General features: G+C 73.1%; 14 protein-coding genes. 8 read left to right on the top strand and 6 right to left on the bottom strand.

Annotated elements, in window-relative coordinates; translation table 11 throughout:
• Window positions 1–97 precede the first annotated feature (97 nt).
• Window positions 98–1,615 (top strand): MFS transporter, encoded by a 1,518-nt coding sequence (locus tag ACIP9D_RS26580; RefSeq protein WP_350873604.1) that lies wholly within the window; start codon window positions 98–100, stop codon window positions 1,613–1,615.
• Between the two features lie 25 nt (window positions 1,616–1,640).
• Here ACIP9D_RS26580 and leuA read toward each other — a convergent pair whose 3' ends face one another.
• From leuA to ACIP9D_RS26565, 3 genes are all read right to left on the bottom strand, one after another.
• Window positions 1,641–3,392 carry a 2-isopropylmalate synthase gene (gene leuA, locus ACIP9D_RS26575; protein ID WP_350873603.1) on the bottom strand — a complete coding sequence of 584 codons (1,752 nt, stop codon included), beginning with the start codon at window positions 3,390–3,392 and terminating at the stop codon, window positions 1,641–1,643.
• Window positions 3,393–3,654: 262 nt separating this feature from the next.
• Window positions 3,655–4,185 carry a nitroreductase family protein gene (locus tag ACIP9D_RS26570; protein ID WP_400451122.1) on the bottom strand — a complete coding sequence of 177 codons (531 nt, stop codon included), beginning with the start codon at window positions 4,183–4,185 and terminating at the stop codon, window positions 3,655–3,657.
• An 83-nt stretch (window positions 4,186–4,268) separates the two neighbouring features.
• The gene (locus tag ACIP9D_RS26565) at window positions 4,269–5,114 is read right to left on the bottom strand and encodes a hypothetical protein (RefSeq protein WP_350873602.1); all 846 of its coding nucleotides are present in this window, start codon (window positions 5,112–5,114) and stop codon (window positions 4,269–4,271) included.
• Between the two features lie 222 nt (window positions 5,115–5,336).
• Between ACIP9D_RS26565 and ACIP9D_RS26560 the strand changes: the two genes are divergently transcribed.
• Window positions 5,337–6,602, top strand: a complete 1,266-nt coding sequence (locus ACIP9D_RS26560) for an aspartate kinase (protein ID WP_350873601.1) — start codon at window positions 5,337–5,339, stop codon at window positions 6,600–6,602.
• Window positions 6,603–6,607: 5 nt separating this feature from the next.
• Complete coding sequence (locus ACIP9D_RS26555) at window positions 6,608–7,669, top strand: aspartate-semialdehyde dehydrogenase (protein ID WP_350873600.1); 1,062 nt, start codon at window positions 6,608–6,610, stop codon at window positions 7,667–7,669.
• Between the two features lie 23 nt (window positions 7,670–7,692).
• On the opposite strand, the gene ACIP9D_RS26550 is transcribed toward ACIP9D_RS26555, so the two are convergent.
• On the bottom strand, window positions 7,693–9,114 hold the full coding sequence (locus tag ACIP9D_RS26550) for a diguanylate cyclase (RefSeq protein ID WP_350873599.1): 1,422 nt from the start codon (window positions 9,112–9,114) through the stop codon (window positions 7,693–7,695).
• Window positions 9,115–9,329: 215 nt separating this feature from the next.
• Here ACIP9D_RS26550 and ACIP9D_RS26545 point away from each other — a divergent pair, with 215 nt between their 5' ends.
• The 3 genes from ACIP9D_RS26545 (at window position 9,330) to ACIP9D_RS26535 (ending at window position 12,754) form a co-directional block, all read left to right on the top strand.
• Entirely contained in the window at window positions 9,330–10,109 is a 780-nt protein-coding gene (locus ACIP9D_RS26545) for a phosphodiesterase (RefSeq protein WP_350873598.1), read from the top strand.
• 4 nt (window positions 10,110–10,113) lie between these two features.
• Window positions 10,114–10,827: a histone deacetylase gene (locus ACIP9D_RS26540; protein WP_350873597.1), complete on the top strand. Its 714-nt coding sequence runs from the start codon at window positions 10,114–10,116 to the stop codon at window positions 10,825–10,827.
• A 199-nt stretch (window positions 10,828–11,026) separates the two neighbouring features.
• Complete coding sequence (locus ACIP9D_RS26535; RefSeq protein WP_350873596.1) at window positions 11,027–12,754, top strand: bifunctional metallophosphatase/5'-nucleotidase; 1,728 nt, start codon at window positions 11,027–11,029, stop codon at window positions 12,752–12,754.
• A 177-nt stretch (window positions 12,755–12,931) separates the two neighbouring features.
• Here the strand turns inward: ACIP9D_RS26535 and ACIP9D_RS26530 are convergent, their stop codons facing one another.
• Complete coding sequence (locus tag ACIP9D_RS26530) at window positions 12,932–14,215, bottom strand: MFS transporter (RefSeq protein ID WP_350873595.1); 1,284 nt, start codon at window positions 14,213–14,215, stop codon at window positions 12,932–12,934.
• 152 nt (window positions 14,216–14,367) lie between these two features.
• Here ACIP9D_RS26530 and ACIP9D_RS26525 point away from each other — a divergent pair, with 152 nt between their 5' ends.
• Window positions 14,368–14,841, top strand: coding sequence for a hypothetical protein (locus tag ACIP9D_RS26525; protein WP_350873594.1), 474 nt, complete (start codon window positions 14,368–14,370; stop codon window positions 14,839–14,841).
• A gap of 129 nt (window positions 14,842–14,970) precedes the next feature.
• A complete protein-coding gene (locus ACIP9D_RS26520; RefSeq protein ID WP_350873593.1) occupies window positions 14,971–16,170 on the top strand; it encodes a low temperature requirement protein A in 1,200 nt (399 codons plus the stop codon).
• 77 nt (window positions 16,171–16,247) lie between these two features.
• On the opposite strand, the gene ACIP9D_RS26515 is transcribed toward ACIP9D_RS26520, so the two are convergent.
• Window positions 16,248–17,069: a class I SAM-dependent methyltransferase gene (locus ACIP9D_RS26515; protein ID WP_350873592.1), complete on the bottom strand. Its 822-nt coding sequence runs from the start codon at window positions 17,067–17,069 to the stop codon at window positions 16,248–16,250.
• Window positions 17,070–17,120 lie beyond the last annotated feature (51 nt).

Here is a 17,120-nt window from a genome sequence, read left to right as displayed (position 1 = left end):
TTCCAGCTTGCGCGCTTCCGGCGATCCCGCACAGTACCCGGACACGGTTTCGGCGTTTCGTGGCGTCTCCCAGATAGTGCGGGAAAGATGGGTAGCCATGACCCAGCCCGCTCCCGCCCTCCGGATGGGCACCGCCGCGGGCCGGGGCACACTGCTTGCCGCGGTCCTCGCCTCCGGCATGGTCTTCCTGGACAGCACGGTCGTCAACGTAGCCCTGCCCCGGCTCGGCCGCGACCTGAACGCCACCGTGGCGGATCTCCAGTGGACCGTGAACGGCTACCTGCTGATGCTCGCCGCGTTCGTGCTGCTCGGCGGGGCGCTCGGGGACCGCTTCGGCCGGCGCCGGATCTTCCTGATCGGGGTGGTCTGGTTCACCGCCGCGTCGGTGCTCTGCGGGCTGGCCCAGGGGACGGGCTGGCTGGTCGGCGCCCGGTTCCTCCAGGGTGCCGGCGGGGCGCTGCTGACCCCCGGCTCGCTCTCGGTGCTCCAGTCCAGCTTCCACCCGGACGACCGGGGTCGCGCGATCGGCGCCTGGTCCGGGCTCTCCGGGGTCTCCACCGCGCTCGGCCCGTTCATCGGCGGCTGGCTCATCGACGCGCTCTCCTGGCGGTGGATCTTCTTTCTGAACCTGCCGCTCGCCGTGCTGGTCGTGCTCGCCGCGCTGCGCTGGGTGCCGGAGAGCCGGGACGAGAACGCCTCCCGTACCCGGGCCGGGAGCCGCCAGCACCGTCGGTTCGACGTGGCGGGCGCGCTGCTCGGCGCGCTCGCCCTCGGCGGCATCACCTACGCGCTGATCGACGCCCCCGGCCGCGGCCTCGGTGCCCCGCCGGTGTGGGGGGCGGCGCTGGCCGGGGTGGTCGGCGCGGTCGCCTTCGTGCTGCTGGAGCGGCGCCGGGGCGACACCGCCATGCTGCCCACCGGGCTGTTCAGCAGCCGGCTCTTCTCGGTGCTGAACATCTTCACCGTGGTGGTCTACGCCGCGCTCGGTGGCTTTACCTTCTTCTTCGCCGTCTACCTGCAGAACGTGCTCGGCTGGTCGGCCCTGCTCACCGGAATCGCCCTGCTACCGATGACCGTGCTGCTGCTGGTGGGCTCGGCCAGGGCCGGCGCGCTGTCGGCGCGGATCGGGCCGCGGCTGCCGCTGACCGTCGGCCCGGTGGTCGCCGCCGTCGGCTTGCTGCTGCTGCGCGAGGTCAGCCCGGGAGCGTCGTACTGGCCCGACGTGCTGCCCGGGGTGCTGCTCTTCGGCGCCGGCCTGACCCTGGTGGTGGCGCCGCTGACCGCCTCGGTGCTGGCCGCGGTCGCCGACCGGTTCGCCGGGGTGGCCAGCGGCTTCAACAACGCCGCCGCCCGGGCCGGCGGCCTGCTCGCGGTGGCCGCGCTGCCGCTGCTGGTCGGCCTCTCCGGCGCGGGGTACGAGCAGCGCGGCGCGCTCACCGACGCGTTCCGGGGGGCGATGGCCTGGTGCGCCGGGTTGCTGGTGGCCGGCGCGGTGATGGCTCTCGTGCTGATCCACCGCCCGCCGCGGTCGGCACCACCGTCGCAGCCCTGCCACTCGTTCCCGGTGTCCACCCCGCCCGCCGGCGGGCGCGACCGCGGGGAAGGGCCCGGCTGAACCGCGCCCTTCCCCGTCGGTCGTTTCAGCCGCGCGCGCGGTTGACCGCGCTGGTCACCGCCTTGATCGAGGCGGTGACGATGTTCGCGTCCACCCCGACGCCCCAGACCGTGCGGCCGTCGACCTCACACTCCACGTACGCGGCGGCCTGCGCGTCGCCCCCGGAGGAGAGCGCGTGCTCGTGGTAGTCGAGCACCCGTACGCCCACGCCCACCGACTGGAGCGCGTTCACGTACGCGTCGATCGGGCCGTTGCCGACCGCGGTGAGCGTCGGCTGCTCGCCGCCGACACCGACCCGGGCCTCGATCTCGACCTTGCCCTCGACGGTGCCGATCGTGTAGCCGGCCAGCGTGACCGCCGGGTCGGGCTGGTGGTCGACCAGGTAGTGCCGGGCGAAGATCTCCCACATCGCCGACGGCTCGACCTCGCCGCCGTCGTGGTCGGTGACCTGCTGGACCACGCCGGAGAACTCGATCTGGAGCCGGCGCGGCAGGTCGAGCTGGTGCTCGCTCTTCATGATGTACGCGACGCCGCCCTTGCCGGACTGCGAGTTGACCCGGATGACCGCCTCGTAGGTGCGGCCCAGGTCCTTCGGGTCGATCGGCAGGTAGGGCACCGCCCAGGTCTGCTCGTCGATCGGCACCCCGGCGGCCGCGGCGTCCGCCGCCAGCGCGTCGAAGCCCTTGTTGATGGCGTCCTGGTGCGAGCCGGAGAAGGCGGTGTAGACCAGGTCGCCCGCGTACGGGTGGCGCTCGTGCACCGGCAGCTGGTTGCAGTATTCGACGGCCCGCTTCACCTCGTCGATGTTCGAGAAGTCGATCATCGGGTCGATGCCCTGGGAGAAGAGGTTCAGGCCCAGCGTGACCAGGTCGACGTTGCCGGTCCGCTCGCCGTTGCCGAAGAGGCAGCCCTCGATCCGGTCCGCGCCGGCCAGCAGGCCCAGCTCGGCGGCGGCCACGCCGGTGCCCCGGTCGTTGTGGGGGTGCAGGCTGAGCACCAGGCTGTCGCGGCGCGGCAGGTGCCGGTGCATCCACTCGATCGAGTCGGCGTAGACGTTCGGCGTGGCCATCTCGACGGTGGCCGGCAGGTTGATGATCAGCTTCCGGTCCGGCGTCGGGTCGATCACCTCGATGACCCTGGCGCAGACCTCCAGCGCGTACTCCAGCTCGGTGCCGGTGTACGACTCCGGCGAGTACTCGTAGTGGATGTCGGTGTCCGGGGTGTGGATCTCGGCGTACTTCTGGCAGAGCCGGGCGCCGGTGGTGGCGATGTCGGTGATGCCGTCCCGATCCAGACCGAAGACCACCCGGCGCTGGAGCGTCGAGGTGGAGTTGTAGAAGTGCACGATCGCCCGCTTCGCGCCGCGCAGCGACTCGAAGGTCCGCTCGATCAGGTGCTCCCGGCACTGGGTGAGCACCTGGATCGTCACGTCGTCCGGGATCAGGTCCTGCTCGATCAGCTGGCGGACGAAGTCGAAGTCGGTCTGGCTCGCCGACGGGAAGCCGACCTCGATCTCCTTGTAGCCCATCTGCACGAGCAGCTGGAACATCCGGCGCTTGCGCTCGGGCGACATCGGGTCGATCAGCGCCTGGTTTCCGTCGCGCAGGTCCACCGCGCACCAGCGGGGTGCGGCGTCGACGTGCCGGGTCGGCCAGGTGCGGTCCGGCAGGTCGATCCGGAACTGCTGCTGGTAGGGCTGGTAGCGCTGGAACGGCATCCGGCTGGGGCGCTGCCGGGCGATCGGATCGGTCTCGGCGTCGGTGACAGGTTGAGCCATGACGGAGTGCTCCCGTGGGTCATGTGGGCGTCAGCAATCGGAAGGTGTCGGCGAGGTGCCGGGCGACGGTGCCCGTGCGGGTGCCGAGGAAAAGTTCGGATGTGCTGGACGGCGCGGTTCGACTCCGCGACGAGGTGCCGGCCGGTCAGGCCTCGTCGCGGCAGCGAAGGAGGAGCGCACGCCACATGACAGGGTGACCCTACGTGATGGGACCGGGGGCGGGAAGGCTGGTCCGCACTATGAGACCGGATTCATCCCTGCCTCAGCGCAGCAGCAGGTCGGCGACCGGGCGGCGGTGGCGCAGCCCGGTCTCCCGGTCGCGCAGCTCGGCCGGGAGGGTGAACGGGTCACCGAGCCGGCCGACCGCGGCGACCACCAGCGGGCGGATCCCGCCCGGCAGGTCGAGTTCGGTGGCGAGGCCGGCCCGGTCGAAGCGGGTGAGCTGGCGCACGTGCAGGCCGAGCGCGGTGGCCTGCACGGTCAGGTGCGCGATCGCCTGCCCGAGGTCGTACGCGGCCCGCTCGGCGTCGCCGCCGGTGTGCGCGCCGACCACCAGGGTGGCGGCGTGCCGGGCCCAGCCCTGGTCGCGGCCCGGGAGGTTGATCAGGATCCGCTTCCAGGTCTCGTCGTCCCGGTGGCCGAGGGCGAACCGCCAGGGCTGCCCGTTCTCCGCCGACGGCGCCCAACGCGCCGCCTCCAGCAGCGAGGCCGCCTCGTCCGGACTCAGCTCGGCGTCCGGGTCGAAGGCCCGGGGGCTCCAGCGGAAGGCGAGTAGCGGGGTGAGATCGGCCATGGGGGAAGCGTCCCGTATGGCCGTTTCGCCCCGACGGACGGGCCGGGTAAATGTGGGCAAGAGCACCCGTAACGGGATGAAGATCAGGACGTTCCCGGGCTCGGGCTGCCGGACGGGTCGGGTGGCGGCGGCGAGCTGGTGCCGAGCGGCTCGCCCTCGACCACCGGCCCGGCGAGCTGCACCGTGACCGGCGCCGGTCCCGGCGGGCCTGCCAGCTTGAGCGTGCCGTGCTCGGTCCGCACCGCCGTGGGGGTGCCGTCCTGCTCGTAGCAGTAGATGCCGACGTCGAGCGGGGCGTTCAGCGAGGCCGAGGTGGTCTCCACCGAGTAGCAGACGCCGCTGGCGCCCGGCAGCGGCTTCGCGGGCGAGACCGACAGCGGGGCGCGCCGGTCGGTGAGCACGTCCAGCCAGTCGGTGAACGGGTGCTGTACCCGGGGGTCCAGCCGGCGCGGGAGATTGTCGTCCCGGTCGCCGAGGCGTACGCAGCTGGCCGGCTCGGGCCGGACGGCCGACGGCAGGCCGCACTGGAAGAGCCCGTCCGGGGTGGCGGCAAGCGAGATGTCGGCGCCCCCACCGAGCGCGCCGCCGGGCACGTCGACCCGCCAGCTGCCGTCGTTCGCGCTGGTGACCACGATCGTCCGATCGGGCTGACCGGCCCTGCTCTGCGTGTAACTGGCCACCAGGTGCCGGTCCTGCGCCGCCGCGGCCAACCCGGCCAGCTCGTCGCGGGCGGCGTCGACCGCCACCGGTTCGGGCTCGGCCGGCGGCGGGGTCGTGGGCTGGTCGGTGGCGCAGGCGACGAGGAACGCCGGCAGGGTGAGCGCGAGCGCACCGAGCGAGAGCCGGCGCAGGCGGCGCGGGCCGGTCTTTGGGCGGCCGAGCGGACGCTCGTGGCGGCTGCGTCGGGCCGGGTGGGAGTGGGCGGGCACCGGCCCATTCTCCGGTGCCCCGCGTCCGGGCGGGGCCCGGTGGACCCGGCGCCGGTCGGCGTGTCGCCCGCCGTCCGGACGGGCCGGCCCGGGCCGGATGGTGGGATCACCTGACCCGCCGGTCGGGCCCGCCCGATACGCTCAGGAGGTCTGACACGCGCCGCCGGCCCCGTGACCGGCGGCGTCGGCACGCTCAGGGTCGCCGGGAGGGAGTGCACCGTCGTGGCACTCGTGGTGCAGAAGTACGGCGGGTCCTCCGTCGCCAACGCCGAGCGGATCAAGCGGGTGGCGGAGCGGATCGTCGCCGCCCGTAAAGCCGGTGACGACGTCGTGGTGGTGGTCTCCGCGATGGGCGACACCACCGACGAGCTGCTCGACCTGGCCAACCAGGTCAGCCCGCTGCCGCCGGGGCGCGAGCTGGACATGCTGCTCACCGCCGGGGAGCGGATCTCCATGGCGCTGCTCGCCATGGCCATCCACAACCTCGGCTACGAGGCCCGCTCGTTCACCGGCTCACAGGCCGGAGTGATCACCACCTCGGTGCACGGCCGGGCGCGGATCATCGACGTGACCCCGGGCCGGCTCAAGGGCGCGCTCGACGAGGGATCGGTGGTGATCGTCGCCGGCTTCCAGGGCGTCTCCCAGGACACCAAGGACGTCACCACGCTGGGCCGGGGCGGGTCGGACACCACCGCCGTGGCGCTCGCCGCGGCCCTGCACGCCGACGTGTGCGAGATCTACACCGACGTCGACGGCATCTTCAGCGCCGATCCGCGGATCGTGCCGAACGCCCGGCACATCAAGCAGATCACCTACGAGGAGATGCTGGAGCTGGCCGCCTGCGGCGCCAAGGTGCTGCACCTGCGTAGCGTGGAGTACGCCCGGCGGGCGGGGTTGCCGATCCACGTCCGTTCGTCATACTCGACCAACACCGGCACGATGGTCACCGGATCGATGGAGGACCTTGCTGTGGAGCAAGCGCTGATCACCGGGGTCGCCCACGACCGCAGCGAAGCGAAGATCACGATCGTCGGGGTGCCCGACGAGCCGGGCGCCGCCGCGAGCATCTTCGACACCGTGGCGGGCGCTGAGATCAACATCGACATGATCGTGCAGAACGTCTCCACCGAGGGCACCGGGCGGACGGACATCTCCTTCACCCTGCCCAAGACCGACGGCCCGACCGCGATGGCGGCGCTCAGCAAGATCCAGGAGTCGGTCAAGTTCAAGGGCCTGCTCTACGACGACCACGTCGGCAAGGTCTCGCTGATCGGCGCCGGGATGCGTTCGCACCCGGGCGTGGCGGCCGGCTTCTTCGCGGCGCTCGGCGCCGCCGGCGTCAACATCGAGATGATCTCGACGTCCGAGATCCGGGTCTCCGTGGTCTGCCGGGACACCGACCTCGACGCGGCGGTCCGCGCCATCCACGAGGCGTTCGAGCTCGGCGGTGACACCGAAGCCGTGGTCTACGCGGGGACCGGGCGGTAGCGCCGATGGGGGCGCTGCCCACCCTTGCCGTGGTCGGGGCGACCGGTGCCGTCGGCACCGTGATGTGCGAGCTGCTCACCGGGCGCCGCAACGTCTGGGGCGAGATCCGGCTGATCGCGTCCGAGCGGTCGGTCGGGCGCAAGGTGCGCTGCCGGGGCGAGGAGCTGACCGTCCAGGCGCTGACCGCCGAGGCGTTCGACGGCGTCGACGTGGCGATGTTCGACGTGCCCGACGAGGTCTCCGCCCAGTGGGCGCCGCTGGCGGTCGGCCGCGGCGCGGTGGTGGTGGACAACTCGGGTGCGTTCCGGATGGATCGGGACGTGCCGCTGGTGGTGCCCGAGATCAACCCGGAGCAGGTCCGCAACCGGCCGAAGGGCATCATCGCCAACGCCAACTGCACCACCCTCGGGATGATCATCGCGGTCGCTCCGCTGCACCGCGAGTACGGCCTGCGCGAGCTGGTGCTCGCCTCCTACCAGGCGGTCTCCGGAGCCGGCCAGGCCGGCGTGGACGCCCTGCACGCCCAGCTCGGCAAGATCGCCGGCGACCGGGCGCTCGGCTCGCGCACGGGCGACGTACGGCAGGCCGTCGGCGACGACCTCGGGCCGTTCCCGGCACCGCTGGCGCTGAACGTGGTGCCCTGGGCCGGCTCGCCCGCCGACGGCGGCTGGTCGTCCGAGGAGATGAAGATCCGCAACGAGTCGCGGAAGATCCTCGGCCTGCCCGACCTCAAGGTCTCCGCCACCTGCGTCCGGGTGCCGGTGGTGACCGGGCATTCGGTGGCCGTGCACGCCGTCTTCGCCACCGAGGTCGACGCCGAGGGGGCCCGCGAGGCGCTGCGGAACGCACCGGGCGTGATCCTGGTCGACGACCCGGCCGCCGGCGAGTTCCCGATGCCGATCGACGCGGTCGGTACCGACCCGTCCTGGGTCGGCCGGATCCGGCGCGCCCTCGACGACCCCCGGGCCCTGGACCTCTTCATCACCGGCGACAACCTTCGCAAGGGCGCCGCCCTGAACACCGCCCAGATCGCCGAGGTCCTCGCCACCGAGTTGACCCCGCGCTGATCTCCCACCCCTACCGGGGCGGGTCAGGCGGGAGCCAGCCGGACGCCGTCGCGGCCGTGTCGTTTGACGGCGTAGAGGGCCTGGTCGGCGCGGCGGAGCGTGAGTTCGGCGGATTCGCCGAAGCGGGGGAGCGCCACCCCGACGCTGATGGTCCGGCCGGTGCGCCGGGCCGCCTCGGTCAGCCGCTCGGCGATCCGGACCGCCTCCTCCGGGCGGTTCACCTCGATCACCGCCACGAACTCGTCGCCGCCGATCCGGTACAGCTCGTCGCCCTGGCGCAGGGCACCCTCCAACGCCCGGGCCAGGTCGACCAGCAGCCGGTCGCCGGCCTGGTGGCCGTACGTGTCGTTGACCGTCTTGAAGCCGTCCACGTCGATCGCCAGCAGGGCGGTCCGGCCGGGCGTGGCCGCCGCGATCCGCTGGCCGAACGGCCCGGTGTGCCGCAACCCGGTGAGCGGATCCGAGCTGGCCTGCTCGCGCAACCGGGCCAGGGTGCGCAGCCGGTCCAGGCCGTTCCAGGCCTGCGCGGCGAGCAGCTCCATCAGGCTGACCGTGGTCGGGTCGGGGCGCAGCAGCCGCTCGTCGGCGACGAGGAGCACGCCGCCCTCGTCCGGCGGGCCGACCGGGACCGCGACCAGGGTGCGTACGCCGGCGGCGGCGAGCGGGAGGTAGTCCTCGGTCGGCGGGTGGTCGGCCTCGCCGAGGGTGTAGCCGGCACCGTAGCGGTGCGCCCGACCGACGATGCGGCCGAGCGCCGCCGGCCCCGCCTCGGTCAGCTCGGCGCGGATCCGGGACTCCAGCTCGCCCGGCACGCGTGGCGGCGCGCCGAGCCGGGCCTCGTCCCGGTCGCCGAGCAGCAGCACGGCGGCGGAGAGGGTGGAGACGTCCCGGGCGGCGCAGATGGCCGCGCTCATCAGGTCCCACTCGCTTCCGGCGGTGGAGAGCGCGGCGGCGTGCCGGAGCAGCTTCTCGCTGCGGCTCTCCGCCGGCGCCCCGCCGAGCGCCGTGATCCGGGCGCCGAGCTGGACGGCCAGCCGCGCCGCGGTGTCTCGCCACGGTGCCAGGTCGACCGGCGTGCTCCACTGCAGGTCCAGCACGCCGATCGGCCGCCCGGCCCGGTCCAGCACCGGTACGCAGATCTCGGCCGTCACGTCCGGGCGGACCGGTAGGTAGTCGGGGTCCGCGTTGACGTCCGGCACCACCGCGGCCTCGCCGGAGGCGTAGACCCGCCCGACGATGCCGGTCTTCGGGGGTACGGTCGCGAAGACCTGCCAGGCGCCGGTGGCGGCGACGCAGCGCAGCCGGTCGTGGGCCTGGAGCAGCACGGAGATGGTGGCCGGGGCGTACCGGGCGAGCGTGGTGACGGTCCACTGGCAGGCCTCCACGGCGGTCGAGGCCATGGGGAGGCGGACCGTGACGTCACGGATGACTCGCTGGTGATCCACTCGCACGTCGTTCCAGGTAGGGGTGGGGTCGGCCGGCGCCGAACCGTGCGATCAAGCGTACTCACGTTCGGCGCGGTGCCGTCCCGCTCAGGAACGCGCAGCGGCTTCGTACACATGTGCTATCCACAGGCTGTGGACACAGCCGGTGGACAGAGCGGCCGCCGAAGGGGCGGCGCGACGATAGCGTGGACATCCCGCCGCGAGGAGGCGCCCAGATGCTCATCGCCCAACTCAGCGACCCGCACCTGACCACCGGCCCGCTCGCGGCCGAACCCGCCGCCGGGCTGCACCGCGCGCTCGGCCGGGTGCTCGCGCTGCGGCCCCGCCCCGACTGCGTAGTGATCACCGGCGACCTGGTCGAGCACGGCAGCCCCGAGGAGTACCAGGCGCTGCGGGCACTGATCGGCCAGTTCCCGCTGCCGGTGCACCTGGCGGCGGGCAACCACGACGACCGGGAGTCGCTGCTCGACGCCTTCGGCGGCACGCCCTGGCTGGGCGGGGGCTTCTCGGCCTACTACCACGTCGACCACCCGGAAGCCACCGTCGTGGTGCTCGACTCCCTGGTGCCCGGCGCCGACGGTGGGCAACTCGGCGAGGAGCAGCTGAGCTGGCTGGACGGGGTGCTGGCCGGCCGCTCGGAGGTGCCGGCCGTGGTCTGCCTGCACCACCCGCCGGTCCCGGTGGGCATCCCGGCCGCCGACGCCATCCGGCTGGCCGACGCGGACGCGTTCGCCGAGGTGATCCGCCGGCACCGGCACGTGGTCCGGGTGGCGGCCGGCCACCTGCACCGGCCGGTCACCGCGCCGTTCGCCGGTACCGTGCTCACCGTCGCCCCGAGCACCGTCCGGCAGAGCTCGCTGACCATGCGCGCCGACGACGAGATCGGCTGGGTCGCCGAGCCGACCGCCTTCCTGCTGCACCTCGTCGGCCGCGACGAATGTGTCACGCACACCGTGCAGGTCAGCCACGCCGCCGGGCAGACCTGCGGGTTCTGACCGGATGCACCTCTGGTACGTCGCGTACGGGTCGAACATGCACGCCGCCCGGCTCAACTGGTACCTGACCGGCGGCTGCCCGCCCGGCGGCCGCCGGACGTACCCCGGCTGCCGGGATCCGCGACCACCCCGACGCACCGCGCCGGTGTGGCTGCCCGGCGGCGTCTACTTCGCCGGTGAGTCCCGGGCCTGGACCGGCGGGATGGCCTTCTACGACCCGCACCTGCCGGGCCGGGCCGCGGCCCGCGCGTACCTGCTCACCACCGACCAGTTCGCCGACGTCGCGGCGCAGGAGATGTACCGGCCGCCCGGCGCGGACCTCCACCTGATCGCCGAGGCGTTGGCGACCGGGCGGGCCACGATCGGGCCGGGCCGCTACGAGACGCTGGTCTGCGCCGGCCAGCGGGACGGCCTGCCGCTGCTCACCTTCACCGCGCCCGGGCCCGCGTCGGCGATGCCCTGGACGCCGCCGGCCCCGGTCTACCTCCGGATGATCGCCCGCGGCCTGCACGAGGCGTACGGCTGGCCGGCGGCCCGGATCGCGAGCTACCTCGCCGACCGGCCGGGCGTCGCCGGCGGATGGCAGCGGGCAGACGTCGAGGCCCTGGTGGCCGCGGAGCTATCGGCCGGCGCCACCGGTATCCCTGGTGGACGGTCTCCGGTCCCGGGCGGGACGACCTGCGGTGACCCGACGGTCAGGTCGGACTCATCCGGTTGACCCGGCCGGGTCGCCGGACGTATTCGCAGGTCTGATGGGCTCCCCGGTCGACCGGCCGGGCCGGGGATGAGAGGCTGTCCCGGACGGGGCAGTGACCCCCAACCGCTGCCACCGAGACCGATCCTTCCGACGGTGTCGGTCGGTGCCCGGCCCACCCATCGTCCGGGCACCGTACGCACCGATTCCCATGAGGAGTTCCATGACCATCCCCGGGATGCGTCGGGCCGCCGTCGGCCTGACCGCACTCGCGGTGGCCGCGTTCGGCGCGGTCACCACCACCCCCGACCAGGCGGAGGCGGGACCGAAGCCCGTCGACGTCACCCTGCTCGCCCTCAACGACTTCCACGGCAACCTCGAACCGCCGACCGGTTCCAGCGGCACCATCGCCGGGCAGACCGCGGGCGGCATGGAGTACCTGGCCACCCAGCTGGCCGAGCTGCGCGCGGCGGCCAAGAAGAAGAACAGCATCACGGTGGCCGCCGGTGACCTGATCGGCGCTTCGCCGCTGCTGTCGGCCGCGTTCCACGACGAGCCGACGATCGAGGCGCTGTCGATGGCCGGGCTGGACTACGCCAGCGTCGGCAACCACGAGTTCGACGAGGGCGCCGCCGAGCTGCTGCGGATCCAGAACGGCGGCTGCCACCCGGTGGACGGCTGCGCCGACGGCACCCCGTTCAAGGGCGCCGGCTTCCAGTACCTCTCGGCCAACGCGTTCAAGACCGCCACCGGCCGGCCGCTGCTGCCCCCGTACGCCATCCACAAGGTGCAGGGCGTCAAGGTCGGCTTCATCGGGATGACCCTGGAGGGCACCCCGGAGATCGTCAGCCAGCAGGGTGTGGCCGGCCTGAGCTTCGCCGACGAGGCGGAGACCGCCAACCGGTACGCCCGTGAGCTGCGGCGCAAGGGTGTGCAGACGATCGTCGTCCTGCTGCACGAGGGCGGCACCCAGGCCGCCGGCGGCGGCATCAACGACTGCGTCGGCATGACCGGCCCCATCGTGGACATCGCCAACCGGATGGACCCGTCGATCGACGTCGTGGTCAGCGGGCACACCCACCAGGCGTACAACTGCGACATCAACGGCAAGCTGGTGACCAGCGCCAGCTCGTTCGGCCGGCTGGTGACCGACATCGACCTGAAGATCGACCGGCGTACCGGCGACGTGCTCACCGCGCAGGCCGAGAACGTCGTGGTCACCCGGGACGTCGCCAAGGACCCGAAGCAGACCGCGTTGATCGAGCGCTACAAGACCGTCCTCGGCCCGGTCGCCGACCGGCAGGTCGGCGAGACGACCGCGGCCATCACCCGGACGCAGGAGAACCTGCTCGGCACGTGCTCGCCGGCGGTGCCGGCCTCGTGCGGCGAGTCGCCACTGGGCAACCTGATCGCCGACGCGCAGCTCGCGGCCACCGACGACGAGCAGAACGCGGTCGCGGCGTTCATGAACCCCGGCGGCGTCCGGGCCGACCTGGACGCCGGCCCGGTCACCTACGAGGAGGCGTTCACGGTCCAGCCGTTCGCCAACAACCTGGTGACGCTCGACCTGACCGGCGCGCAGCTCTACTGCGTGCTGGAGCAGCAGTTCGTCACCGGCCGGATCCTCTACCCGTCTTCGACCGTGGGCTACGTGGTCGACCTGAACGGCACCACCGCGCCGACGACCGACCCGTGCGCCGGTAGCCGGGTCGTCCGGGGCAGTCTCACGCTGGGCGGCGCGACCGTCGACCCCGCCGCCACCTACCGGGTGACGGTGAACAACTTCCTGGCCGGCGGCGGTGACGGCTTCAGCGCACTCACCGCCGGCACCAACCTGGTCACCGGCCAGATCGACCTGGACGCCTTCGTGGCGTACCTGACCGCCGAGTCGCCGGTCTCCGCCCCGGCGCTGGACCGGATCCGCACCACCGCCGAGGTCCCCGCCGCCTGACGGCAGACCCCGAACCCATCGGGCCCCGGAGCACCCGCTCCGGGGCCCGACCCCTCCCTGCCGCCCAGCCCTCGCCGTGTTGATCAAGAGGTTCGCGTCAGGATCGGGCCCGTTCCTGACGCAAACCTCTTGATCACCGGGCCGGCCCGCCCCCCCCGGGGGGTGGGGGGTGGGGGGTTAGGCGGGGGTGGGGGTGGGTTCGGGGGATGACGGGGTGAGGAGCTGACGGCCGTCCTGGGTCGGGTTGAGCAGCCGGCGCAGGGAGAGCGCGACCAGCGATGCGATCAGGCAGCCGCTGACGACGGCGATGACCCAGATCTTTCCGTCGGCCGCGCCGATCAGCGGGCCGGCGGTCACCGGGCCGATCACTCCGCTGATGCCGAAGATCATCGAGCTCATCGCGTTGTAGCGGCCGCGCAGCTCGTCGGTGGCGAGCGCGTTGGTCAGCGCCGGCATCACCGGCGAGAGCAGGGTCTCGCCGAAGCCGAAGATCGCCGAGCAGGCCACCACGCCGAGCGCGGCCAGCAGCGCGTTGCTCGTGCCCACCACGCCGGCGGCCCCGAGGACCAGCCAGGCGATGGCGAACACGGCGCCCACCACGGCGAGCGCGGCGGTGCGGCTGCGCCCCTCCATCCGCCGGATCACCAGCAGTTGGGCGAGCACGATCATCACGGTGTTGGCGGCCAGTGCCCAGGCCACCACCCGTGGACTGACCTCGACGACCCGGACGGCGTACGCGGCGAAGCCCACCTCGATCTGCGCGTAGCCGCAGGTGGTGAGGACCAGGCCGAAGATCACCAGGCGCCGGAACGGACGGTCGCGCAGCACCGTGAGGTAGCCGCCGGCCGACAGCCGCTCGCCGACCGGCCCGGCCGCGAGCCGGTGGCCCACCCCGGGGAGGGTGAGCAGGATGAGCGCCGGCATCAGGTAGCTCACCGCGTCCAGCAGGTAGATCGTCTGGAAGGTGACCGGCCGGCTGGTGTCGATGATCGCGCCCGAGGTCAGGCCGCCGATGCCGATGCCGAGGTTGAGCAGGGCGAAGTTCAGCCCGAAGACCCGCTGCCGCTCGCCGTCGTCGGTCAGCGAGGCGAGGATGGTGTTCTGCCCGGACCAGATGGCCGAGCTGCCGACGGCGATCACCGTCATCACCAGGAACGCCGACGCGGTCGAGTCGACCAGGGCGAGCGAACCGGTGCCCACCGCCTCGATCAGCAGGCAGGGCAGCACCACCCGGCGGGCGCCGAACCGGTCGATCAGCGTGCCGCCCAGCGGCGACAGCGCGAGGGTCACCGCGCCGTACCAGCCGATCACCAGGCCGGCGCGGGCGTCGGTGAGCCCCCGTACGTCGGTCAGGTAGATGAAGAGGAAGGGCAGGGTCAGGCCCCGACCAACCGCCGACAGCAGGGTGCCGAGGAGCATCCGGCGGGCTTCCGGGCGGCGGGGCAGGGCGCGACGTAACATGCCGCGATTCTGGTCGGCGGGTGTGACGAGCAGAAACCCGTTTATCGCCACCGGCGGTCGCGAACGTCGCGCCTTTCCGGTGTACGGGCGTCGCCGACGTGACGAAGCCCACGGGTCCGGTCGACGTCGGAGCGTTCTGCGATGCTGACCCGGTGACCACGACCTGGCGCCAGTTGCCCGCCCCCGCCCGTGAGATCGCGGTGGCCGCCGTCGACGCGGTGACCGCCGCCCAGCAACGCGACGGCGAGGCGTACGACGTCGCGGTGGCCCGGCTCGGCGCGGCCGAACGGTCCGGCCTGGTCCTGGGCGCGGTGGTCCGGCTGCTGCTGGAGGAGAGCCACCCGGACGGCCTGGACGGTGACGACGTCCGCCAGGTGCTGGAGCGCTGCGTCCGGGGCGCCGCGCAGTGGCGACCCGACGTCGACCCGCACGTGCTGCTGGTGCTGCTCGCCGGCGCGCTCGGGGTGTACGACCCGGACGGCGACGAGTCCCCGCCGGATCCGTCGGCGCTCGCCCGGCACGTCCCGCTGCTCGTCGCCGACCTGCTGGCCAGCACCGGCCGACCGCTCGCCGGCTACCTGTCGGCCGCCTTCCTGGAGATCGAGCGCGCCGAGCGGCAGGACTGAGAGCCGCAGCGCCCAGCCCCAACGTGGGCCGGGACGCCTCGCCGCGCACCGCCGCCGCGCAGGACACCGCGGGCGCGGCTGATCGGGGAACCGGGCGCGCTGTGCCGGATTCGGGCAGAAGATGGCAGCATGCCCGCCTTCTGGTCCCGCTACGAGCGGACCGAGGAGACACACCGGACGACGAGCTTCGAGATCTTCTTCGATCTCGTCTTCGTCTTCGCGCTCACCCGGATCATCGAGTTCATGGCGGACCAGCCCACCGCCGTCAGCATGACCCGAGGGCTGCTGCTCTTCCTGCTGCTCTGGTTCTCGTGGTCGGCGTACGCCTGGTTGGGCAACGAGGTCCGGGCGGACATCGGCGTGGTGCGCACCGGCACCCTCATCGCGATGGCGGCGATGTTCCTGGCCGCTGTCGTCATCCCCGACTCCTGGCGGCACGAGGAACTCAGCGCCGGAGTGCCCGCGCCCCTGGTCCTGGCGTTGTCGTACATCATGGTCCGGGGGCTGCACCTGCTGATCTATCTGCGGGTGTCGGGGAGCCCGCAATTGAGCCGTACGCTGCGGCTCAGCGGCGTCCCGGCGGTGCTGGCCTGGGTTCCGCTCGTCGTCGGCGCGCTCGTCGGCGGCACGGCCCAGACCCTGCTCTGGGCGCTGGCCTTCGTCATCGACGTCGGCGGCGGGCGGTTCCTCTCCCGGTACAGCCCCTGGCAACTGCGCAGCGTCAGTCACTTCACGGAACGGCACCGGCTGGTGCTCATCATCGCCATCGGCGAGTCGCTCATCTCGATCGGCGCCGGAGCGGGCACCGAACTCATGAGGTGGGCGGTGCTGGTGGCGGCGCTGCTCGGCTTCGCCGCGGCGGTCTACCTGTGGCGGCTCTACTTCGATGCGGTCGCGCCGACGGCCGAGGGCGCACTGGCCGAGGTGCCCTGGTCGCGCCGGGGGACCCTCGCCAGCGACGCGTACAGCCTCGCCCACTTTCCGCTCGTCGCCGGGATCATGTACGTCGCGCTCGGCATCGAGGAGGTGCTGGCCACGCTGATCCATGAGGCGCCCGGGGAGATGCGCGGGGCGCTCAGCATGCCGGCCGTCGTCGCCCTCTACGGCGGTGCCGCCCTGTATCTCGCCGGTCGGGCGCTCTTCCTGCGGCTCACCACAGGCCGGGTCACGCCGGCTCCGTTGATCGGCATCGGGCTGACCCTGGTACTCCTGCCGCTGGTCCGGCTGCTGCCCGCCCTGGCCGCCCTGGCGCTGTTGGTGGCGGCGCTGGCGGCCCAGCTGGCGGTGGAGCGGCGCGCTCCCGGTCGGCTGGCAGCGGCTGCGGCGTAGCCGCCGCGTTACCGCCGGTCAGGGCCGGCAGCACCCCGGTGGGTCCTGCCGGCCCCGGCCGTTCGGTCCCCCCGGGGTCAGCTGGCGGGCGCGCGGCGGGCGACCAGCTCGAGGTACGCGGACGGAATCCGGACCGTGCCGTCGGTGCCGCCGCCGTGCCGGCGAGCCAACTCGACCAGGTCGGCGTGCAGCGCCGGTCGGCGGTCGTCATCCAGCGCCTCGAACGCCTTCAGCGTCGGGCCGTAGTTGGCCCGGAAGAAGTCGGCGAACTCCTCCGGCGTGGTGAAGCGGAACACGAACTCCCGGCGGGTCGTCCGCAGGTCGTGCACCGACCCGCCGAGCAACTCGCGCACCCGGTCGGCGTTGCCCCACTCGACCGGGGCGCGCAGCCCGGCCGGCGGTGGCACGTGCCGGCCGACCGTCCGGAACAGCTCGCCGATGAAGCCGTCCGGTGTCCAGGCCGCCAACGCCAGCGTGCCGCCGGGCCGGCAGACCCGGACCAGCTCCGCTGCCGCCCGCTCCTGGTCGGGCGCGAACATCACACCGACCACCGAGAGCACCGCGTCGAAGGCGCCGTCGGGGTAGGCCAACCGTTCCGCGTCGCCAGTCACGAAGGTCACCGGCAACCCCTCCGCCGCGGCCCGCGCGTGCCCGCGCTCCAGCAGTTCGGGTACGTAGTCGACCCCGGTCACCAGGCAGCCGCAGCGGGCCGCAGCGATGGCGGCGTTGCCGGTCCCGGTCGCCACGTCCAGCACCCGGGCCCCGGCCGGCAGGTCGGCCGCGTCGACCAGCCACTCCGACATCGGATGGATGCGGGCCGCGACGGCGCCGTAGTCGCCGCTGGCCCAGGTCTTCTGCTGGCGTGCCTTCACGGCGGTCAGATCCAGTGTGGTGCTCATCGGTGCCTTCCCTCCGATCGCGAAGCTCGTTGCCGTGCCGACGCTAGGCAC

This window comes from Micromonospora sp. NPDC093243, from assembly GCF_044753725.1.
Taxonomy (GTDB): Bacteria; Actinomycetota; Actinomycetes; order Mycobacteriales; family Micromonosporaceae; genus Micromonospora.
The sequence above is the reverse complement of the archived record's forward strand: the minus strand, read 5'-3'. Positions and strand labels throughout refer to the sequence as shown.